Source organism: Stenotrophomonas capsici, from assembly GCF_034961085.1.
GTDB classification, from domain to species: domain Bacteria; phylum Pseudomonadota; class Gammaproteobacteria; order Xanthomonadales; family Xanthomonadaceae; genus Stenotrophomonas; species Stenotrophomonas capsici.
Window position 1 is genome coordinate 986,247 of record NZ_JAYFUH010000249.1, and the last position, 19,293, is coordinate 1,005,539.

The 19,293-nt window shown below is 65.6% G+C and carries 20 protein-coding genes and 1 tRNA gene; 12 read left to right on the forward strand and 9 right to left on the reverse strand.

Annotation, left to right across the window (positions count from 1 at the left end; all coding sequences use genetic code 11):
* Nucleotides 1–83: 83 nt before the first annotated feature.
* The 3 genes from ppsR to VA603_RS17750 all read left to right on the forward strand — a co-directional run bounded on the left by ppsR (nt 84) and on the right by VA603_RS17750 (nt 2,165).
* On the forward strand, nt 84–905 hold the full coding sequence (gene ppsR, locus VA603_RS17740; RefSeq protein WP_323439599.1) for a posphoenolpyruvate synthetase regulatory kinase/phosphorylase PpsR: 822 nt from the start codon (nt 84–86) through the stop codon (nt 903–905).
* A gap of 211 nt (nt 906–1,116) precedes the next feature.
* Nucleotides 1,117–1,623, forward strand: a complete 507-nt coding sequence (locus VA603_RS17745; RefSeq protein WP_132864132.1) for a DUF1249 domain-containing protein — start codon at nt 1,117–1,119, stop codon at nt 1,621–1,623.
* A 53-nt stretch (nt 1,624–1,676) separates the two neighbouring features.
* On the forward strand, nt 1,677–2,165 hold the full coding sequence (locus VA603_RS17750; protein ID WP_132864131.1) for an NUDIX hydrolase: 489 nt from the start codon (nt 1,677–1,679) through the stop codon (nt 2,163–2,165).
* Nucleotides 2,166–2,168: 3 nt separating this feature from the next.
* Here VA603_RS17750 and VA603_RS17755 read toward each other — a convergent pair whose 3' ends face one another.
* A complete protein-coding gene (locus VA603_RS17755) occupies nt 2,169–2,816 on the reverse strand; it encodes a class I SAM-dependent methyltransferase (RefSeq protein WP_323439600.1) in 648 nt (215 codons plus the stop codon).
* Nucleotides 2,817–2,980: 164 nt separating this feature from the next.
* On the opposite strand from VA603_RS17755, the gene VA603_RS17760 reads away from it, so the two are divergent.
* From VA603_RS17760 to VA603_RS17790, 7 genes are all read left to right on the forward strand, one after another.
* Nucleotides 2,981–3,595, forward strand: a complete 615-nt coding sequence (locus tag VA603_RS17760) for a CDP-alcohol phosphatidyltransferase family protein (RefSeq protein ID WP_192288472.1) — start codon at nt 2,981–2,983, stop codon at nt 3,593–3,595.
* Between the two features lie 53 nt (nt 3,596–3,648).
* Nucleotides 3,649–4,752 carry a class III poly(R)-hydroxyalkanoic acid synthase subunit PhaE gene (gene phaE / locus VA603_RS17765; protein WP_323439601.1) on the forward strand — a complete coding sequence of 368 codons (1,104 nt, stop codon included), beginning with the start codon at nt 3,649–3,651 and terminating at the stop codon, nt 4,750–4,752.
* Nucleotides 4,749–5,816, forward strand: coding sequence for a class III poly(R)-hydroxyalkanoic acid synthase subunit PhaC (locus tag VA603_RS17770; RefSeq protein ID WP_323439602.1), 1,068 nt, complete (start codon nt 4,749–4,751; stop codon nt 5,814–5,816). Before phaE ends, VA603_RS17770 begins: the two co-directional genes overlap by 4 nt.
* The gene (locus tag VA603_RS17775) at nt 5,816–6,190 is read left to right on the forward strand and encodes a YfeK family protein (RefSeq protein WP_323439603.1); all 375 of its coding nucleotides are present in this window, start codon (nt 5,816–5,818) and stop codon (nt 6,188–6,190) included. Before VA603_RS17770 ends, VA603_RS17775 begins: the two co-directional genes overlap by 1 nt.
* An 8-nt stretch (nt 6,191–6,198) precedes the next feature.
* Complete coding sequence (locus VA603_RS17780) at nt 6,199–6,666, forward strand: hypothetical protein (RefSeq protein ID WP_132864125.1); 468 nt, start codon at nt 6,199–6,201, stop codon at nt 6,664–6,666.
* A 122-nt stretch (nt 6,667–6,788) separates the two neighbouring features.
* On the forward strand, nt 6,789–7,004 hold the full coding sequence (locus VA603_RS17785) for a hypothetical protein (protein ID WP_132864124.1): 216 nt from the start codon (nt 6,789–6,791) through the stop codon (nt 7,002–7,004).
* 115 nt (nt 7,005–7,119) lie between these two features.
* On the forward strand, nt 7,120–9,489 hold the full coding sequence (locus tag VA603_RS17790; protein ID WP_323439604.1) for a Tex family protein: 2,370 nt from the start codon (nt 7,120–7,122) through the stop codon (nt 9,487–9,489).
* An 86-nt stretch (nt 9,490–9,575) separates the two neighbouring features.
* On the opposite strand, the gene VA603_RS17795 is transcribed toward VA603_RS17790, so the two are convergent.
* Nucleotides 9,576–9,944, reverse strand: coding sequence for a response regulator (locus VA603_RS17795; protein ID WP_323439605.1), 369 nt, complete (start codon nt 9,942–9,944; stop codon nt 9,576–9,578).
* A 129-nt stretch (nt 9,945–10,073) separates the two neighbouring features.
* Here VA603_RS17795 and VA603_RS17800 point away from each other — a divergent pair.
* Nucleotides 10,074–10,160: transfer RNA gene (locus tag VA603_RS17800), tRNA-Leu, on the forward strand.
* Nucleotides 10,161–10,902: 742 nt separating this feature from the next.
* Here the strand turns inward: VA603_RS17800 and VA603_RS17805 are convergent.
* Nucleotides 10,903–11,358 (reverse strand): GNAT family N-acetyltransferase, encoded by a 456-nt coding sequence (locus tag VA603_RS17805; RefSeq protein WP_323439606.1) that lies wholly within the window; start codon nt 11,356–11,358, stop codon nt 10,903–10,905.
* 387 nt (nt 11,359–11,745) lie between these two features.
* Here VA603_RS17805 and VA603_RS17810 point away from each other — a divergent pair, with 387 nt between their 5' ends.
* A complete protein-coding gene (locus tag VA603_RS17810; RefSeq protein ID WP_192288481.1) occupies nt 11,746–11,940 on the forward strand; it encodes a hypothetical protein in 195 nt (64 codons plus the stop codon).
* A 95-nt stretch (nt 11,941–12,035) separates the two neighbouring features.
* Here VA603_RS17810 and VA603_RS17815 read toward each other — a convergent pair whose 3' ends face one another.
* The 6 genes from VA603_RS17815 to tssJ all read right to left on the reverse strand — a co-directional run bounded on the left by VA603_RS17815 (nt 12,036) and on the right by tssJ (nt 19,267).
* Nucleotides 12,036–12,815, reverse strand: coding sequence for a DUF3011 domain-containing protein (locus VA603_RS17815; RefSeq protein WP_323439607.1), 780 nt, complete (start codon nt 12,813–12,815; stop codon nt 12,036–12,038).
* Between the two features lie 155 nt (nt 12,816–12,970).
* Entirely contained in the window at nt 12,971–13,201 is a 231-nt protein-coding gene (locus VA603_RS17820) for a DUF1653 domain-containing protein (RefSeq protein ID WP_323439608.1), read from the reverse strand.
* 516 nt (nt 13,202–13,717) lie between these two features.
* Nucleotides 13,718–16,240, reverse strand: coding sequence for a type VI secretion system Vgr family protein (locus VA603_RS17825; RefSeq protein ID WP_323439609.1), 2,523 nt, complete (start codon nt 16,238–16,240; stop codon nt 13,718–13,720).
* A 10-nt stretch (nt 16,241–16,250) separates the two neighbouring features.
* The gene (gene icmH / locus VA603_RS17830; protein ID WP_425603734.1) at nt 16,251–17,042 is read right to left on the reverse strand and encodes a type IVB secretion system protein IcmH/DotU; all 792 of its coding nucleotides are present in this window, start codon (nt 17,040–17,042) and stop codon (nt 16,251–16,253) included.
* Nucleotides 17,042–18,376, reverse strand: coding sequence for a type VI secretion system baseplate subunit TssK (gene tssK, locus VA603_RS17835; RefSeq protein ID WP_132864115.1), 1,335 nt, complete (start codon nt 18,374–18,376; stop codon nt 17,042–17,044). Before tssK ends, icmH begins: the two co-directional genes overlap by 1 nt.
* Before the next feature lie 279 nt (nt 18,377–18,655).
* Nucleotides 18,656–19,267 carry a type VI secretion system lipoprotein TssJ gene (tssJ, locus tag VA603_RS17840; RefSeq protein WP_323439610.1) on the reverse strand — a complete coding sequence of 204 codons (612 nt, stop codon included), beginning with the start codon at nt 19,265–19,267 and terminating at the stop codon, nt 18,656–18,658.
* Nucleotides 19,268–19,293 lie beyond the last annotated feature (26 nt).

The following is a 19,293-nucleotide window of genomic DNA, read 5'->3' on the forward strand; positions in this document are numbered from 1 at the left end:
TTGTCTTGTGCTTGTCTTTTCCGGGACAGGGGCCTGACCCCCACCCGGGGCAGTGTCGAAACTTACAGACGAAAGGATCGCGCATGTCGGCAATTCGGCCGGTTTTCTACGTTTCCGACGGTACCGGCATCACTGCCGAAACCGTGGGCCACAGCCTCCTCACCCAGTTCACCGGGTTCAGCTTTGTCACGGACCGGATGTCCTTTGTCGACGATGTGGACAAAGCCCATGACGCCGCGGCCCGGATCCGGGCCGCCGGGGAGCGCTACCAGGTGCGCCCGATCGTGGTCAGCTCCTGCGTGGATTCCAGCCTGGGGCTGATCCTGGAGGAGAGCGGGGCGCTGGTGCTGGACGTGTTCAAGCCGTTCATCGGCCCCCTGGAGCAGGAGCTGAACGCGACCCGCCATTCCAAGGTCGGCCAGGCCCACGGCATGGTCGATTTCGACACCTACCACCGCCGCATCAACGCGATGAACTTCGCGCTCAGCCATGACGACGGCATCGCCGTGAACTACGACGAGGCCGACGTGGTGCTGGTGGCGGTCTCGCGTGCCGGCAAGACCCCGACCTGCATCTACCTGGCGATGCACTACGGCATCCGCGCGGCCAACTACCCGCTGACCGAGGAAGACCTGGAGCAGGACCGCCTGCCGGCACGGCTGCGCCCGTACCGCAACAAGCTGTTCGGCCTGACCATCGACCCGGAGCGCCTGCAGCAGATCCGCCAGGAGCGCCGCCCGAACTCGCGTTACGCCAGCGCCGAGGTCTGCAAGCGGGAAGTGTCCGCGGCCGAGGCCATGTTCCGCATGGAGCGCATCCCGACCCTGAGCACCACGCATACCTCGATCGAGGAAATCTCCAGCAAGGTGTTGGCCACGCTGGGCCTGCAGCGCGAGATGTACTGACCGGCAGGCGCAGCCCCGGCCGCGACGCCGGCGAAGGGCAGGGCGCCGCAAAAGCCCCCTCTCCAACCTTCCGCTGGGCTTGGCCAGAGGGAGGGGGCGAAGGCAGAAATGCCCCGGTGCCGGGCATGTCTTTGCACTACCCCAGCATGCGCGCCAGTGCGTGCGATCCACAAGACTGCCTCTGACACATCGCCGCGTGTACGATCAGCCCATGGCACAGGCACTTTCCCGTATTGATCGCATCCCCCGGCTGAGCCGTCTGAGCTGGTTGATGGGCCTGTACGCGGAAAACCATGATCATCTGGTGCGGCTGTTCGCGCCGCAGGACTTGGCCGCGGGCAGCTACGTGTCCTGCATCGGCGACGGGCTGGACCTGCGCCTGGATGTCATCGAATGCCACCGCTACACGGTGGAACTGCGCATGACCTACGACATCTGCGACCCATTGACTGGCGAGCCGGATCCGTCGGCCTATGTCCGCCTGTACCAGGACGCGCGCCAGGCCGAGGCCACCCATTGCTACGTGGGCCGGCGCTGGCAGGACGTGGTCGGCATGTATCCGCCGGCCGATGCACTGATCAGCCATCGCATGCGCATGAACACCTTCCTTGGCAAGTGGCTGGAATACCTGGCCGAGCGCGGCCACGGCGTGGCCACGCTGCGTCGCATCGAAGGTTCGCGGGCACCGCTGCGGGTTGCCGGCACGCTGGAGCACTGAGCCCGACGGCGGGATCGGTCATACTTGGCGCTTTCCCGTTCCGGTTGTTGCTGATGCCGTACACCCCGATCATGGCCACGCTTGGCTACGTGTTGTCCGCCGACGGTAAGCAGGCGTTGATGATCCACCGCAATACCCGCCCCGGCGACATCCATCTGGGCAAGTACAACGGCCTGGGCGGAAAGATGGAGGCCGACGAGGACATCCTGGCCTGCATGCACCGCGAAATCCGCGAGGAGGCCGGCATCGAATGCGGCACCACGCGCCTGCGCGGGACCATCAGCTGGCCGGGCTTCGGCAAGAATGGCGAGGACTGGTTCGCCTTCATCTTCGTCATCGACGACTACACCGGCACGCCGCTGGAATCCAACCCCGAAGGCACGCTGGAATGGGTGCCGGTGGACCAGCTGGAATCGCTGCCGCTGTGGGAGGGCGACCGCCATTTCCTGCCGCTGGTGTTCGACGAGGACACGCGTCCGTTCCATGGCGTGATGCCATACCGCGATGGCCGGATGCAGTCCTGGAGCTTCACCCGCCTGTAAGCGTCAGCCGCGCCGGGCCAGCAGCAGGTGGAACCGCTTGTCGACACGGCTCCCTGCATTGCTGGTACCGGTTTCGGCGTGGGTCTGCTGCCTCCAGGTCGGGAAGCCACTGGCATGCAGGGCGTGCTCGACCTGGGCCCGTTCGTAGAGGTGGAAGCCGTGGGCAGTGAACGGCAGGGCGCGCATGAACGTGGCATCGCCGAAGGCCAGGCATAGCCGGCCCCCGGGGCGCAGTGCAGCGGCCAGTTGTGCCAGCACGCCGGGCAGGTCCGGCCAGAAGTACAGGGTGTTCACGGCCAGTGCGGCGTCGAAGCCGCCGTTACCCACCGCAAGCGCCTGCGCGTCACCGGTCTGCAGGCGCGCGCGGTCGGCCAGCCCCTGGTCGCGCAGGCGCATGTTGCCGGCGTGGACCATCGCGCTGGACAGTTCGACGCCCAGGTAGCGACTGCCGGGCGCGGTGAGCAGCAGTGGAGCGAAGGCCGCGTTGCCGGGGCCGATTTCCAGCACGTGTTCGTTGGCCTGGACCGCCAGCAATGCGATCGCGGTGCGGTTGAGCGCGCCGTTGCTGCGGTTCATCGACTCGGCCACGGCCAGTGCGGCCGCGCCATGGGGGTGCCGCAACTGGGCGGCCAGGGTGGGGGTATCCAGCATCGTCTTCGTCCGTTCAGGCATGGGCGGACGTGGCGGCGGCGGGTCCAGTGCCGATGATGGCGATCGCCGTTGCGTAAACGCAAGGTGGGCGGCCCGAGCCACGGCGCTGTCGCGGCCGTGGGCGCTCGCGGTAACCTGTCCGGGTCCATGTCCCGTGAGTCCCCATGAAACGTCACTTTTCGATGCTCCGCGAGTTCCAGCTGGCGGACTGGTTCACGCTTGGCAATGCCTTCTGCGGTACCGGCGCGGTGTTCGCCGCGATGCGTTTCCTGCAGGACGGCGAGCGTGGCTTCCTGATGTTCGGCATGGCGTTGATCCCGTTGGCGTTCATCTTCGATGCGCTGGATGGCCGGGTGGCGCGCTGGCGCCAGTCCTCGTCCACGCTGGGGCGGGAGCTGGATTCGTTGGCCGACGTGATCTCCTTTGGCGTGGCCCCGGCGGCGCTGGCCTATGCCTGCGGCATGCAGGGGGGCTGGGACTGGCTGGTGCTGAGTTACTTCGTCTGTTGCGGCGTCAGCCGCCTGGCCCGCTACAACGTGACGGCCGAAGAGATTGCCGGTGACGCCGACAAGGTGCCGTACTTCGAAGGCACCCCGATTCCGACCAGCCTAGCGCTGGTGATCGTGCTGGCGCTGGCGGCGCACTTCAATGCCATCGGCCCGGCGCTGTGGGGTGGCAGTTGGCAGTTGGGCCCGTGGCAGCTGCACCCGCTGGTGCTGCTGTTCGGCTTGTCCGGCTCGTTGATGATCAGCAAGACGCTGCGCATTCCCAAGCCCTGACATGGCGTGGTGCGGGCATTGATATCATCGCAGCGCAATCCGGGAACACGAGCATGAGCGCGTCAGGCAACAACGATAAGGGTGATTTCGAGGCTGGCATGCGCCGTTATTGGGAAGCATGGGCGCAGGGCATGAAGGGGGCCGCCGAAGGCGGTGCCGCTGAATTCCCGTGGCGCGAGAGCATCGAGCAATGGACCCGGCTGGTCACCACCGATACCCCGCCCGAGGTGCAGGAACTGGGCGGGCGTTTCCAGCACCAGGCCGGCGACTGGTTCGGCACCATGCAGCAGATCGCGGCACGGTTCGCCGGGCGCGACACCAGTGCGGCCGAGGTCGCCGGCGCTTGGCGTGAGGCCGTGCAAGGGCAGGGAGATGCGCTGCTGCAATGGATGCTGGGCGCGGCCCGTGGTGGCAACGCGCTCAACGACCAGCCCTGGGTGCGTGACTTCGCGCGTGCCGCGCAGGGCGCGTTGGGGGGGGAATGGCTGGAGGCACCGACGTTCGGTCCAGCGCGCGAGCACCAGGCACGCTGGCAGGCATTGCTGAAGAAGCAGCGCGAGTACCAGGCCCATGCCGAAACCTATGTCGATGCGATCCGCGCAGTGCTGGACGACGCCTTCAACCGCTTCGAGCAGAAGCTGGCCGAGCACGAGTCGCCCGGGGCGCAGCTGACCAGTGCGCGTGCCATGTTCGACCTGTGGATCGACGCGGCAGAGGAAGCCTACGGCAAGATGGCATTGTCCGAGGAGTTCCAGCGCATCTACGCCGACCTGGCCAATGCACAGATGCGCCTGCGTGCTGCCTCACAGAGTGAGCTGGAGCGCGCCTGCGAACTGATGGGCGTCCCGACCCGCACCGAGATGGATGCCGCACACCGGCGCATCGCCGAGCTTGAGCGCCAGGTGCGACGCCTGCTCAATGCGGCGGCCAGGCCTGCCCCGGACGCCGCGCCGAAGGCAGCGCCGCGACCTGCACCGAATAAACCGGCGAAGACCACCGCACCGCGGGCCGCAGCGAAGACGGCGGGCAGGAATGCCGCGGCGCCCGCGAGGAAGACGGCGGTCAAGCCTGCTGCGAAGAAAGCCGCCGCCAAGAAGGCGGCCGCCACCGGCAAGACCGCGGGCAAGCCGGCCGCGCGCCGCGGGAGGGCGTCATGAAGGGGCCGCTGGGCTTCGGCAGCGATGACCTGCTGCAGGAAACGCTGCAATGGCAGCGCAAGCTGGTCGATGGCCTGAAGCTGTTGCCGGGCGTGGACGATGTCGATTACGGCGTGACCGCGCGCGAGGAAGTATGGAGCGACGGCAAGGTCAGGCTGTACCGCTTCGTCGGCGACACGCCGGCGCCCGCCGGGCAGCCCCCGCTGCTGATCGTCTACGCGCTGGTCAACCGCCCTTACATGGTGGACCTGCAGGACGGCCGCTCGCTGGTGCAGAAGCTGCTGGCATTGGGCCAGGACGTCTACGTGCTGGACTGGGGCTACCCGGACCGCTCCGAGCGCTACCTGACCCTGGAGGACTATCTGCTGCGCTACATCGACGGCGCGGTGGACCACCTGCGCGCGCAGCAGGGCGGCGCACCGGTCAACCTCCTGGGCATCTGCCAAGGCGGCGTGTTCTCGCTGTGTTACAGCGCGCTGCGCCCGCACAAGGTGCGCAACCTGATCACGATGGTGACGCCGGTCGACTTCCAGACGCCGGACAACATGCTCTCGCACTGGGCGCGCCACGTGGACGTGGACTTGTTCGTCGACACGCTGGGCAACATCCCGGCCGACCTGATGAATGCCAGCTACCTGATGCTCAAGCCGTTCCGCCTCAACGTGCAGAAGTACGTGGGATTGATGGACATCCTGGACGACAAGCAGGCGCTGGAGGATTTCCTGCGCATGGAAAAGTGGATCTTCGATTCGCCCGACCTGGCCGGCGAGGCATTCCGCCAGTTCGTCAAGCAGTTCTACCAGGGTAACGGGCTGATGCACGATGCCATCACCATCGGTGACGAGGCGGTGCATCTGGCCGCATTGCGCATGCCGGTGTTGAACATCTATGCCGAACAGGACCATCTGGTGCCGCCAGCGGCATCCCGGGCCATGCGCGGGAAGGTGGGCAGCGACGACTACACCGAGGTCGGGTTCCGCGGTGGTCATATCGGTATCTACGTGTCCGGCCGCGCGCAGCGCGAGGTGCCGGGCGCCATCCACGATTGGTTGAGCAAACGCTGATGAAACATCGCATCGTTCTTCTGGCCGGCCTGGCCCTGGCCGCGCTTTCGTCCGTGGCCACCGCCGCGCCCAGTGCTGCCGCACAGCGCGAGATCAGCGGCCTGATGCAGGCGCTGGAGCGTTCGGGTTGCCGTTTCCAGCGCAATGGCAGCTGGTACGGTGCGGCAGAGGCGAAGTCCCACCTGCAACGCAAGTACGACTACCTGCTCAAGCGCAACCTGGCAGATACGCCCGAGCAGTTCATCGAGCGTGCGGCCAGCCGCAGCAGCATCAGCGGCCGTGCCTATCGGGTGGCCTGCCCGGGGGCGGCCGAACAGGATGCCTCGGCCTGGTTCCAGCAGCAGTTGCGCGGCCTGCGCGCGGCGGGCAGATAGCCGCACCGATGGCCAGGCAGGTGCCCGGGCAGCTCCGTCCGGCCCCGTCATGGGGCGTGACCGCACTGCAGGTGCTGGGAGCGATCTGGACCTCGCCCAACACGCTGATCGGGCTGCTGGCGGGAATGGCCGGCATGGCCGCCGGCGCGCGCGGGCGTTGGAGCGGTCGCGAACGTGCGCTGGTGTTCCGGCACTGGCCATGGGGGCCGGGTGGCGCGATCACGCTGGGCATGGTGATCCTGCATACCGGCCCCGACCTGGATGGCCTGTGCCTGACCTACGAGCATCGAGCGGGGCGTTGTGAACACCCGCGCGTGCGCCTGGGCGATCATGAACGCGCCCATGTCTACCAGTACATGGTGCTGGGTCCGTTGTTCCTGCCGGTGTACCTGGCCTGTGGCGGGGTGAGCGTGCGCAATCCCTTCGAGCGTGCGGCTGACCGCTATGCGTTGCAGGGCCGCGGATGGTGGCCCTGACTGCGCGCTGTCTTCGTGTCGCAACGCAACAGTCATGCACCGCGAACCTTTTGTGTACATCCTTCTAACGCCCACCCGCGTACCGTGGCGGCGTTGCAGAATTACGAGGAGTACCAACCACCATGGCAGTTGTTCTTTATATCGGTGGCAGCAAGGACGGTGACAAGGGCGTGCTGCCCTATGGTTTCAGCAAGACCCGCGCGGACACGGAGAACGGCCCGGAGGTCTACGTGGAGCGGATGTTGGATGTGACCGGCCGGGGCCGGATGCGGGTCATGGTGCTGGAGGACCTGCGCGATGACATCGCCAGCCAGCGGCTGAACCAGCACCTGGCCTGAGCTTTCCGAACGACGCGCCGGGCTGCATGCCCGGCGCTTGCTGTCAACCGCTTCCGCAGGCGGCGTTGCGTTGCCAGAATGCCGGTTCCCCTTGAACGTGGCTCTCACACAGGCAATGCAGGATTCCAAGCTCGCGCAGCAGATCGCGCAGACCATCGCCACCGAGATCGGTGCGCAGACCGCGCAGGCCAAGGCCGCCATCGCCCTGCTGGACGAAGGTGCCAGCGTCCCGTTCATTGCCCGCTACCGCAAGGAAGTCACCGGTGGGCTGGATGACACCCAGTTGCGCAATCTCGAAGTGCGGCTGACCTACCTGCGTGAGCTGGAAGACCGCCGCGCCGCGGTGCTGGCCAGCATCGGCGAGCAGGGCAAGCTGAGCGAGGAATTGCGCAACGACATCCTCGCCGCCGATACCAAGAGCCGGCTGGAAGACCTGTACCTGCCGTACAAGCCCAAGCGCAGGACCAAGGCGCAGATCGCCCGCGAAGCGGGGCTGGAACCGTTGGCCGACGGCCTGCTCGGCGACCCGTCGCGGGACCCGCAGGCGTTTGCCGCCGGGTTCATCGATGCCGACAAGGGCGTGGCCGATGCGAAGGCGGCGCTGGAAGGTGCCCGCGCGATCCTGATGGAGCGCTGGGGCGAGGACGCCGCGCTGGTCGGCGAGCTGCGCCAGTGGCTGGGCGAGAACGGCGTGATCCGTGCACGGGTGGCCGAAGGCAAGGAGAACGAAGGCGCCAAGTACCGCGACTACTTCGACCATGCCGAATCGCTGGCGAAGATCCCGTCGCATCGCCTGCTGGCGTTGTTCCGCGCCCGCCGCGAGGAAATCCTGTACCTGGAGCTGGATCCCGGCAGCGAGGCCGAGGCTGGCCACCAGTACGCCGAAGGGCGCGTGGCGCGCAAGGCCGGCATCGCCGACAAGGGCCGTCCGGCGGACCGCTGGTTGCTCGATGCCTGCCGCCTGGCCTGGCGCGCCAAACTGCACATGCACCTGTTGCTGGACCTGTTCAACCAGGCCCGCGAGAAGGCCGAGGCCGAGGCGATCGCCGTGTTCGGTGACAACCTCAAGGACTTGCTGCTGGCCGCGCCGGCCGGGCCGAAGACGGTGCTGGGGCTGGACCCGGGCATCCGCACCGGCTGCAAGGTCGCGGTGGTCGACGCCACCGGCAAGCTGGTGGCCACCGACACCATCTACCCGCACGAGCCACGTCGCCAGTGGGAACAGTCGCTGCAGGCGCTCAAGCAGCTGTGCAGCAAGTACAACGTCGAGCTGATCGCCATCGGCAACGGCACCGCCAGCCGCGAAACCGACAAGCTGGCCGGCGAGGTGATCAAGGCCTGCAACAATCCGAAGCTGCAGAAGGTCGTGGTCAGCGAGGCAGGTGCCTCGGTGTACTCGGCTTCGGAGTTCGCGGCCAGGGAGTTCCCGAACCTGGACGTCTCGCTGCGCGGCGCGGTGTCCATCGCGCGTCGCCTGCAGGACCCGCTGGCCGAGCTGGTCAAGATCGAGCCCAAGGCGATCGGCGTGGGCCAGTACCAGCATGACGTGGACCAGTTCCGCCTGGCCAAGGCGCTCGACGCGCGCGTGGAGGACTGCGTGAATGCCGTCGGCGTGTTCGTCAACACTGCCTCGGCGGCACTGCTGTCGCGCGTGTCGGGCCTGTCCACGACGGTGGCGGAGAACATCGTGCGCCACCGCGACGAGAACGGCCCGTTCAAACGCCGCAAGGAGCTGCTGAAGGTGCCGCGGCTGGGCGACAAGACGTTCGAGCAGTGTGCGGGCTTCCTGCGCATCGCCGATGGTGACGAACCGTTGGATGCCTCGGCCGTGCACCCGGAGGCCTATCCGGTGGTCGAGCGCATCGTGGCCGCGGCCGATCGCCCGATCAAGGCGCTACTGGGCGACGGCAGCTACCTGCGTGGGCTCAAGGCCGAGCAGTTCACCGATGAAAAGTTCGGCGTGCCGACCGTGCGCGACATCCTCAAGGAAATGGAAAAGCCCGGCCGCGACCCGCGCCCCGAGTTCAAGGCGGCGCGCTTTGCCGAAGGCGTGGAGGACATCAAGGACCTGCGCGAGGGCATGGTCCTGGAGGGCGTGGTCAGCAACGTGGCCGCCTTCGGAGCGTTCGTCGACATCGGCGTGCACCAGGATGGCCTGATCCACATCTCCGCCTTGTCCGATACCTTCGTCAAGGACCCGCGCGACGTGGTCAAGGCCGGTGACATCGTCAAGGTCAAGGTGCTGGAGGTGGACGTGCCGCGCAAGCGCATCGCCCTGACCCGTCGCCTGGACGACGCACCGGCGCCGAAGAAGTCCGAGAGCGAGGAGCGCGGCGCAGGGCAGGGCATGGCGCCGCGTCGTGACAGCGGCAATGGCGGCCGCGGGGCACGTCCGGGAGGCAATGGCAACCCGCGCCCGGCGCAATCGGCGCCGCCGATCAACAACGCCCTGGCCGAGGCCTTTGCCAAGGCCCGCAAGGGCTGAAGCGAGGCGGAGCATGCCTTCTCCCGGGTAACGGGAGGAGGCGGGCGAGCGGGAGGAGTCCGGGCGTCGTCAGCGCCTGCGGCGGCTCAGGCCGGCGCCAGCGCCCTGCGCAATGCGGCGCCGAGGTCCGCGCCGGTATAGGGCTTGCGCAGCTTGATTCCCGCGTTGAACACGGCCGGCAACTGGCTGATATCCATGCCCGTCGCGACCAGGAAGGGCGTGCCCAGCGCCACCAGCCGTTCGGCCACCGGGGTGCTGTTCTCGTTGCGGGCCAGCCAGTAGTCGAGGAACACGACCTGCGGCTGCAGCTCATCGACAAGGCGCAGGGCATCGGCCACGGACGGGGCCACGCCGGCCACGTGCATGCCTTCACCTTCCAGCTGCAGCTGCAGCAGCATGGCATTCAGCTCGTCGTTCTCGACGACGAGCACCTGCACGTCCTGAAGCGAGGTCATCGCTTGTCTGTACCCTTGATCAGTCAGTCGAAACAAGTATAGCCAGTCGGCGAAACACCCATTACACAAAAATTGTGCCGCAGAGGCTGCCCAATCGCCGAGGCGTCCGCTATACTCCCGCTTCGGCCAGCCGAAGTGGCGGAATCGGTAGACGCAGCGGATTCAAAATCCGCCGCCCTTAAAAGCGTGTGGGTTCGAGTCCCACCTTCGGCACCATTTGAAAACAGGCACTTAGGTGCCTTTTTCTTTGCCTGCGATTTGGGTCGGCTGCTCCGCAATATAGGAGCAGCTCCGCAATCTGATTTGGTCGGGGTCACCTTGTCGCCCTTGCGCTTCCGGGCGTGGTGCTCGGTCATTGACGCTGTGGTGTGCCCGAACTGCCTCTGAGTCTGCCGGATATGGTCGTATCGCCGGCCGCGGTGATCCTTGCGGGCTTCAAGGTCGCTTACGTTCGACGTGCGGCGCAGTACTTCGGGATCGATGGGGGCCGACCGTAGAGCCCAAGGGGCCGACGTCGCCGTGACGCAGAGCGATGCTTGGTTCATCCGCGGCGAACCCTTCGAGTATGGACAGCGTCGTGAAGTCTGCATTGGCATCTATAAGCGCAAGGTCACAACCGATCTGTCCGTGCTTGGACGTGTGGACAGTGCGTGTATCAGAACGCCACCGCTGTCGTTCCAGATCGGGAATGGCTCCGATGGGGGATGGCCCCTATGCAGGCTGGGAGGCAACTTCGGGAGCGAGGCCATTGATGAATGGCGTCGCGTCCATGACCGCGTGAGGTATCTTGACGAAGGGGAGAAGGCCACTCTTTCGCATGAAGCCATGCTTCAGAACTTTCCCAAGAATCAGGCATAGACCGCTCGTTTCGATGGTCAAGAAGAGCGATGGCGTCCAGCTCAGGATGGACGACCATCAGATGCTGCGCGCACGGGTGCAGACCGGTTGCAACCGTCAGTCAAGTGCTGCCGGCGTACGTCAGGCAGTGGACGGTGACATGGAACTTCTCGTTGCCTGGCATCCGCCCGTTGGAGATGCCTGATTCTACGAATCCCACGGATTTGTAGAATGCCAATGCGGCCTCATTCCCGGACAGGACCTCGATGGAAAGTCCGTTCGGTCGTTCCAGCAGCGTCGCCTTCGTCAAAAGCTTTCCGACGCCGGAGCGGTAGGATCCCGGGTCTACGTACAGCCACGCGAGTTCGTCCTCACTGAAGGCGACGAAGCCCAGAACAGTGCCGTTCCTCTCGGCGACAAGGATGTCATAGTCAAAGAGACCTTCTTTCTCGGCGGCGATCTCCAGGGGAATGAATGCATCCTGCAGGCCCGCTTCGCGCAACTCATCCATGCGGGCCAGGTCATGAATCGCGCATAGGCGGGGCCAATCGGCATTCTGGTAGGGACGAATGTTCATGCGATGCCTGCGTCTGGTTACCAGCTCGTTGTGCTGGGCTGCATGCGGATTGTAGCCATGGTGGTTGGCGGGTTGAGGCTGGGGCCCCGGTCTGGCTGAGTCCCGGTTCCCGGCAATCTCTACGTGTTCCATGACATCCTCGATGGCACGCGGCCCCGTTCTACGAGTACGAAGTTGCTGCTTGAGGGCCCGACTTTTTCTGATTGCGATGGTGCCGCCTGCGCGGGCGATTTGCGGGTGCGCCTGGCCATCACTTGGCTTCGATTGACGTCGCGCCCACGCTCAAGCAGGTCGGCGGGCGCAAATGTGCGCCGCGAAACAGAATGGTCGTTACATCGCGTCCTATGCTCTGTCTGCCTGAATGATCAGGCCTACAAGGAGAGTGGCATGAAGAAGTGGATCAAGCGCGTCGTCGCCTGTGGCTTCCTGTCGATGGCCGTTTTCGGGGGAGTGGCCTCCGCGTCCTGGTGTGGCACGGGCTGTCTCAACAGCTACAACGCCTGCATTGCCCGTGGTACCGCGCAGGACAAGTGCGAAGCCATCTATGAAAGCTGCCTGGAACTGATGTGCCCGAACGGTTGATGCGGTCCCAAGGCATTGCTTGAAGACGCCGCCGGCTTACGTGCCGGCGGCGTTCTTGCGAGGGGTTCTGTTTCGAAGCGAAGGAGTAAGCGCTGTCAGTGTGAGCGTTGCTTGATCCGGGTGAGGGATTGGACCATGCCCTCCTTGGTGACCATGCACAGGAAGCGACCATCGGGATAGTCCACGATGAGCTCGTCCAGAGTGTCGTTGACCGGGACACGGGTGACCAGGGCACCGTCGGCGTTCGCTCGCATGTTGCAGGCGCCCAGCTGGACGCCGCCATTCGCGCTGGCGTGGTGCGGCGTGTGGCCCTCGGAAGCGCTGTTGCGGAACACGGCGCGGCAGCCGTCCTTGACCCAGATCGAGTGGCGGTTGAGGCCCCAGCTTTGGCCTTCGACGCAGGCGCTGTGGCTCAGTTGGCGTACCAGCTCCACGTTGCCGCGGGTATCCATGTCGCATTCCTGCTGCTCGCTACCGCGTGATTCGCAGGTGACTTCCATGGGCAGTCCGCTGGACGTGGCGGGCCCGCTTGTTGCGGGGGCGGGCCCGGTTCCGGCGACGATCTGCCTGGCGACGACGCAAACGCCATTTGCACCACCGCGCCCCGTGTAGGAGAGGTCCACGCCGCCGTCCGGCTTGCGGCTGAGTGACAGGGTCACGCCGCTCTGGCTGTCGAAGGCCTCGTAATAATTCTCGTTGAATTGCTTGAGCTTGGTCTCACGACCGTTCACGTAGATCGGGCCACCTTCGTCCGCGTGGACTTCAAGGTCACCCGGGCAGAGGGCGTTGGTCAGCGGAATAGCCGCCTGGACAGCTGCGGCGTGGCCCAGGAGTCCGGCAAGTGCCAAGGTCGGGAGAGCGAGTGAGCGCAGCATGGGCGGACTTCCTGCAGGTGGTTTGTGCGGAAATCCTATAGCAGGTCGGGGCGAGTGTCTTTACAGAGCGGCACCTGCGCAACCCCTGCCTGGAAGGCGCCTCACGACAGGGGGCAACCGCCCGACAACCGCCATCACCGTGGATCAGCCGGGGCTCACTGCCGATGGGCAAACCGGGGTTGCAGCACGCCGCCCACCTCCACCTGTTCGACGAACATGGTGTAAGGCCGTGCCCAGATGCCGAGATCTCCGTACAGCGGCTTGTAGAGGACCAGCGGCTCCAGCGTCTCGCTGCTCCTGGCAAGGCCAATCACCTCGTATTCGCCCCCTTTGAAATGCCGGTAGCGACCGAGCGGAAGGGGCGGGAGGGGTGGCAGGTCGGTCATGGCGCGTCTTCCGTGCGTGGAGGGAGCGGATCGTAGCATCCGTGGAAGCGATGGCATCCGAACTCGAGGAAAGGGGGGGGAGGCTGTTCGCGGGAGGCCATGCCGTACCTCTCTCAGGTCCCCGGATGCTCACGTGATTGGTGAGGAAAGCAGCGTGTGTCGATCACAAATGCGGCACTGTCGAGAGTGACAATGCATCGCGTCCCGGGAGGGCGGCCGGGTATCGGGTCTTCTGCTTTCGCGACGAATCCGTGAGGGATACGCAGACCTGTGAGCAGGACATCGGCAGGTGACGCGCGTATGCAGGGCGGAATGAGAACGAAGCGAGTGAGACGCAGCGGGCGTGTCTTCACTCCAGTGATGAGGCAACGGCGTACTGCCGTTGCCTCATACGAGAACTTTCACGCCAATTCTGGGCTTCAACGAGCGGCTGTCGCTTGATTGAAGCATTGCGCTCATTTGCTACGGCATCGCAGCGGCCAAGGATGGCGGCTCGGGATGGCTGGAGAGTCGTGCCTAGCTGGAAAAAGAGAACTTTCGCGCTGCGTTGGTGAGGCCTCGTGGCAGTGCGTCCAGACCCGCAGCATCGCTTTGCCCTCCCATGAACGGATGCTCGCTTGCCTTGACGGTGAATTCGCCCGGGCAACTGAAGGTGATGTCGCCGCCCTCCAGCGTGATCGCACTGCTGCCGGCCTGCAGCACCACCTTGCTCTGGGCGAGCACGTCGATGCGCTTGTCGGTGGCGGTCACCGTGAGTGCCTGTTCGGCGAGCAGTTCCAGTTCACCGTCATTGGCCTGCAGGCTGACCGGTCCCTGCGCGGCGATGACCCGCAACGGGCCGGCCTGCGAGAACAGGGAAACACTGCCGCCGGACACCGAGGCCAGTGTTTCGCCGGCGTTGGCATGCAGGTCCTGTTGTACGGTCAGTTCCAGGTTCTGGCCAGCGAAGGCCACGGCGCTGGCCGGGGTGGCCCACGCAACGTGATGTGGTGCTTCGGCCAGCAGGAGCGGCTTGCCGAAGCGTTCGACCGGCGTGTCGCCGGGGGTGCGGCCGTCGTCAGGCTTGAACCCGGATTGCCCGTTGACCTCACCCTGGTAACGGCCCTGTTGCTCGGGGTCGATCAGTTCGCGCAGCTTGCCGGTCTGCTGCCAGGCACTGAGGCCGGGCACCTGCTGCTGGCCGAGCGTCTGCTGCATGGCGTCCAGGCTGCGCTCGGCGCCCTTGAGCTGGGAAACGACGCTGGCATTCTCCATCACGGTATTGGCAGCACGCTCCTGCGCGCTTGCCGACAGCAGCATGCCTTCGGCGGCATGCACATTGCCCCAGCCCGTGGTGGCCAGTTCGAACCCTTCACCGCGCAGGTTTCCGCGCGAGGTGTTCTGGTGTTCGATCAGGTAGCCCAGTTCCAGGCGGCTGTCGGCCAAGGAGCTGTGCAAGCGGGTGCGCAGCTGCCCGGGGGTATCGTCGATCACCCATTGCTGGCTGCCGCCGCCATCATGCGAAGTGGTGTGCAGGCCGCTCAGCACGCCGGGGTGCTTGGCGTCTTCGTCCACGCCGCCACCGAAGGGCGGCGCAACCTCCCCGTTGTACAGCTGGCCGGTCACGCGTGGCTGGTCGATGTCGCCGTGAAGGAATTCAACGAGCACCTCGCTGCCAATGCGCGGCAGGAATGCCGTGCCCCAGTTGGGGCCGGCCACCCATTCGGCAACGGGAACCCAGCTGCCGGTGGTCTGGTCACCGGGGGCATGGCCGTCCTGGGTACTGCCGGTATCGCTCAGGCCGCCGCTGTTGGGCTGCGCGCCGCGCTGCCAATTGAACTGCACGCGGACCTGGTGCTCGCGATTGGGGCTGAGTGCGGCGTCGGCGACGCCAACCACGCGCGCGGATTGTGGGCCGTGCAGGGTGGGGCGGTCCTGCGGCAAGGCGCGGATGGCTACCTGCGCGTCGGTGGCGAGGAACTGGTTGCGGTAGCTGCCACGCTCGAGTTCCGCACTGCCAAGCAGTTCGGCGATGCCATGTTCCAGATTGTTGACCGCGACGTGCTGGACCGACAGCAGGTGAAAGGACTGCCCTTCATGCTGGGGGTGCTGGGCCAGGGCGAAGCGGCTGCCCGCGGCAAGGCGACGTTCGCTGCCGCCGCCGCTGAACAACTGCTGCGGCACGCGCAGGGCATCCAGTCGTGCCTGCGCCTCGTCTTCGGCCCACTGCGCCTCGTTGAAGCGGCCGGCACGCGGCTGCACGTAGACCTCCAGCGGGGGCAGGTTGCCGGCATCGGCCTCCAGTTGCGCAGCCACGGCGACAAGTTTCTCGCTGTGCCAGCTGGAGGTCGTGCTGATGTTGGGAACCAGTTGCCGTCGCTCCGAAAACTGCGTGATGCCATCGCTGCTCTCGGTGGCATGGGCGCGATGGAAGCGGATCGTGCCAAGGTCGGCCAGCTCGCTGGCGGGTTCGTAGATCACCAGTTGGTGCTTGCCATCGCCGTCCTGGTTCTGCTCGATCCGCCAGGCCAGGCCAGCTTCGGCGAGCAGGCGGTTGATGAACTCGCCGTCGGTCTCGCGGTACTGCGTGGTGATGGCGCGGCGGGGGAGGCTGGCCTTCACGTCAAAGCGATAGTCCGCCTGCGGGTAGTCGGCGAAGATGGCCTCGCAGATGGCACGCGTATCGATGTCCTGGAAGATCACGGCGTTGCGGCGCAGGCCGAGCAACGCGGTCCATGGCTCCATCACCAGCCGGTAGCGCGCCAGGCCGCCGTCGCTGCCCAGCAGCGCGGTGGCCGTGCACAGGCCGTGCCACTGGCGCGTGCTGCCATCGGCCTGGCTGAGCTGCAGGGTGAGCGGCTGTTCCAGCCAGGCCTCGGTATCGAGGGAGGCATCGGTGGCCAGGCAGTCGATCTGGAAGCGGGTGTCGCCGCAGACGCTTTCCTCGCCCTCGAAGCGCTCCACCACCAGTGCATCCGAAATGCCCTGCAGGCGGATCAGGCGATCACGATGCGAAAGCTTGGAGAGCGAGGCGAGCAGGGTGGAGCTTGGGATATCCATATCGGCAGGCTCATGGCAGGGTGATCGTGATGTGGGCCGTGCGTTCCGGCATCTGCACCACATCGTTGTAGGCGGCCAGCTGCTTCTGGGTTTCATGGCCCATGTAGAACCGCAGGCCGAAGAAGGCCAGCACGCCGAAGCAACCGACCAGCACCGCCGGCAGCCACATCGGGATCACGCGGCGCAGCTGGTGGCGCACGCTGTCCGGCGGCAGGGCGTGCGGTGCGAAGCCGTGGCGCTTGCCCTTGAGGTACACGATTTCGTCGCCGAGCCGCGCGGTGAGGTAGCCAAGCTTCTCAGTGCCTTCCAGGCGGTACTTGCCTTCGAAGCCCATCAGCAGGCAGTAGTGGTAGACCTCGAGCGACGGCAGCCGCGGAGCGCCCTGGCGCCGTAGTTCCTCCAACCGGTCGAAGAAGTGCTCGCCGGCCAGGTGCTCGCCGAACAGCCGCAGTTGCAGCGGGTTGCGTTCCCAGACCTCATGCAGTGCCGAGGGCTGGGACAGGATCGCCTCGTCCACGGCCGCGCAGAACGCGTACTTGGACGCATAGACGTCCTCGGACGAGATTCCCAGGCGCATGGCGTTGCGTTCCACGCCATCCAGGAATTTCTGCACGGTCTGCACGAACGACTCGGCATCGTTCGGCAACTGGCCGCGCTTGAGCAGCAGCAGCAGGTAGAAGCCATCGGACATCAGGTCCAGCAGGCTTTGCGGCGCGGCGGCATTGGGCGTGGCATTGGCCATCGTCGCGTTGGAGGTCAGCGACGGCATCGGCCCGGGGGTCGGGGGAAGCTGGGAGTTCATCATGAGGTCACCGCGACAAGTTCCATCTTCAGGTCGGTAATGCCGGCCGGCACGTAGATCATCAGCGACTGCGCCTTGAGCATGCGCTCATACAGCGCGCCACGCGCATCCAGTTCGAAGTAGTGGCTGCCCGGGCGTACCGGGATGGCGGCAGGCACCTGGGCGGCGTGCGCGAGCTTGACGCCGGGCAGCGCCGAGAGCACGCACTTCTCCACGTCGTCCGGTGCGCCGACCTTGAACCGGACCGGGACGGTCTGGATGAGTTCCTGGGCGGGCAGGGCCGCCGACACGGACAGGTAGAACGAGGCGTTTCCATCGATGCGCTGCGAGTCCAGCCGGCCCAGGTGATAGGACGGCTTCACCTCGCTCAGCGCGATCTTGAAGTAACGCGTGGAGATCACCGTATCCAGCAGTGCGCGCACGATGTCCAGCAACCTGCGGAACGACTCTTCCGGTTGGTCGTGGCGGTACACCGGCAGGTCGCTCAGTGCATAGGCGTTGGAGAAAGTGAGCAATGCGCCGGCCATGCGCAGCAACTCCTGGTGCAGGCGCTCGGGATGCAGCTGCGGATGGTGCAGCAGGTGCGCCAACGCACTGAAGGAGGTGTTGATGGTGTGCAGCAGCCAGAACGAGGCAATGTCGCCGGAGCGGAACTCGATGATGTTCTGCGAGGTCTGCCGGTGCAGGCCGTACAGCGCGTCGACCTTGGCCTGCAGGGCGTCGAGCACCGAGCGCAGTTCGCGATGGAGGTAGGGCGAGGCCTGCAACTGCGCGCACGGCGGGATGAATTCGTCGTCCAGCTCGAAGCCGCCACTGGACGTGCGGCGGACACGGGCGATCGGCACGGTGGCGTAGGCGTCGCGCGGCTGGTCATCGGTGAGCAGCTTCACTGCCTTGCTCAGGTAGGCCAGCTCGGCTTCGGCGGCATCGGTGAACAGATCGCCGGTGACCTGGTTGGCCTGCCGGTAGCGCGCGAGCTGGGTACCTTCGGCATCGCCGCAGTTGTTGCCGTCGTCACGCAGCAGCGGCAACGCCAGGTGGATCACCGTGGATTGCACGCCCTGTGGCAGGCCCTGCAGCGAAACGGCATCGGGGAGGCTGTCGTGCGCCGGCGCGTCGTAGGTCTCGCCATCGGGGAACACCGCAGACAGGTCCAGTGGACGCAGCGCACCGCCGTTGAGCGCGTGCGGATCGAAGCGGACGCGGCGTGCGCCCCAGCCGTAGGGGTGAAGTGTGTGCGAAAGATCCTGCAGGCGTGCCTCGTAGTAGGCGTCCTGCCGCTGGAAATGCTGGGGGCGCAGGAACAGGCCTTCACCCCAGAGAACTTTGGACATCCTGCTTACGTAAGCCACATTTCAATCCTTGGAAATTCCGTTGAATCGACGGCCCCTATCCGTCGAGCGTCGCATGCGAATCCTTATGCTTTCCTGTTCACCGACATCGTGTTGACTGTTGTTCCAATGCCATCACAGCGGTGCAAATCCCCTGCCGCCATGTCGGTGAAAGACGCAAAGATACTAGCGCAAGCGTTAAATCCATGCCGCCTTGCTTCGTTGCTGAACAGGCTGAACGATAGAAAGGTCGGCGTTCATTATGAAGACTGCGTCTCTTAATCAGCGTGACGAGGCGCACCTGATGGAGGCCAGGCTGTTGGGATCGCCCGAGATCCTGGTCAGCAGCGCGGCACTGTCACTGGTCAGGGCGCACGCGTGCACGCCGATGGTCACGCCGGTGGCCGGGAGATCCTTGGATTTGGCATCAAAGGTGAGCCGCCAGCGGTTCTCGGCAGGTGCGCGGAACAGCGCCACCACGCCAAGCACCGTGGTTCCATCACTCAGTTGTTCGGACAATTCCTGGCGCACGCCCGGTGTCAGCACCACTTCGTTGGCGGACAGCAGGTCCGCACCCAGGGCTGCCTGCTCGCCGGCCTGATCGAGGAATGCGTTGAAAGGCGCCTGCTCGAAGCGTTGGCTGCTGCGCAGGTGGTAGATCTTCACGACGGCCGCGGTGGCGCGTTTGTCATTGGCTGCATTGAGATTGCTGCCGGCGTACAGCCGCAGTGGAATCACTGGGGGTTCGGCAGGTTTCTTCTCGCGCAGACCCACGGCCTGCAAGGTGCTGTCAACCGCTTTACCGATCTTTCCGTTGCTCGCGCAGCCGGGCGTTGTCAGTAGAACTATCCCCATGACAGTTGTAACTGAAACCACGCGTAGGAAATCTCTCATAGGCGTATTCATTATTGTGGTGACAG

Coding starts and splice junctions, on each gene's coding strand:
- phaE (WP_323439601.1), top strand. CDS start 3,649: ATGAGCGCGTCAGGCAACAACGATAAGGGTGATTTCGAGGCTGGCATG.
- VA603_RS17805 (WP_323439606.1), bottom strand. CDS start 11,358: ATGAACATTCGTCCCTACCAGAATGCCGATTGGCCCCGCCTATGCGCG.
- tssJ (WP_323439610.1), bottom strand. CDS start 19,267: ATGAGAGATTTCCTACGCGTGGTTTCAGTTACAACTGTCATGGGGATA.
- VA603_RS17790 (WP_323439604.1), top strand. CDS start 7,120: ATGCAGGATTCCAAGCTCGCGCAGCAGATCGCGCAGACCATCGCCACC.
- ppsR (WP_323439599.1), top strand. CDS start 84: ATGTCGGCAATTCGGCCGGTTTTCTACGTTTCCGACGGTACCGGCATC.
- VA603_RS17775 (WP_323439603.1), top strand. CDS start 5,816: ATGAAACATCGCATCGTTCTTCTGGCCGGCCTGGCCCTGGCCGCGCTT.
- icmH (WP_425603734.1), bottom strand. CDS start 17,042: ATGAACTCCCAGCTTCCCCCGACCCCCGGGCCGATGCCGTCGCTGACC.
- VA603_RS17785 (WP_132864124.1), top strand. CDS start 6,789: ATGGCAGTTGTTCTTTATATCGGTGGCAGCAAGGACGGTGACAAGGGC.
- VA603_RS17750 (WP_132864131.1), top strand. CDS start 1,677: ATGCCGTACACCCCGATCATGGCCACGCTTGGCTACGTGTTGTCCGCC.
- VA603_RS17760 (WP_192288472.1), top strand. CDS start 2,981: ATGAAACGTCACTTTTCGATGCTCCGCGAGTTCCAGCTGGCGGACTGG.
- VA603_RS17810 (WP_192288481.1), top strand. CDS start 11,746: ATGAAGAAGTGGATCAAGCGCGTCGTCGCCTGTGGCTTCCTGTCGATG.
- VA603_RS17780 (WP_132864125.1), top strand. CDS start 6,199: ATGGCCAGGCAGGTGCCCGGGCAGCTCCGTCCGGCCCCGTCATGGGGC.
- VA603_RS17755 (WP_323439600.1), bottom strand. CDS start 2,816: ATGCTGGATACCCCCACCCTGGCCGCCCAGTTGCGGCACCCCCATGGC.
- VA603_RS17820 (WP_323439608.1), bottom strand. CDS start 13,201: ATGACCGACCTGCCACCCCTCCCGCCCCTTCCGCTCGGTCGCTACCGG.
- VA603_RS17745 (WP_132864132.1), top strand. CDS start 1,117: ATGGCACAGGCACTTTCCCGTATTGATCGCATCCCCCGGCTGAGCCGT.
- VA603_RS17795 (WP_323439605.1), bottom strand. CDS start 9,944: ATGACCTCGCTTCAGGACGTGCAGGTGCTCGTCGTCGAGAACGACGAG.
- VA603_RS17825 (WP_323439609.1), bottom strand. CDS start 16,240: ATGGATATCCCAAGCTCCACCCTGCTCGCCTCGCTCTCCAAGCTTTCG.
- VA603_RS17770 (WP_323439602.1), top strand. CDS start 4,749: ATGAAGGGGCCGCTGGGCTTCGGCAGCGATGACCTGCTGCAGGAAACG.
- tssK (WP_132864115.1), bottom strand. CDS start 18,376: ATGTCCAAAGTTCTCTGGGGTGAAGGCCTGTTCCTGCGCCCCCAGCAT.
- VA603_RS17815 (WP_323439607.1), bottom strand. CDS start 12,815: ATGCTGCGCTCACTCGCTCTCCCGACCTTGGCACTTGCCGGACTCCTG.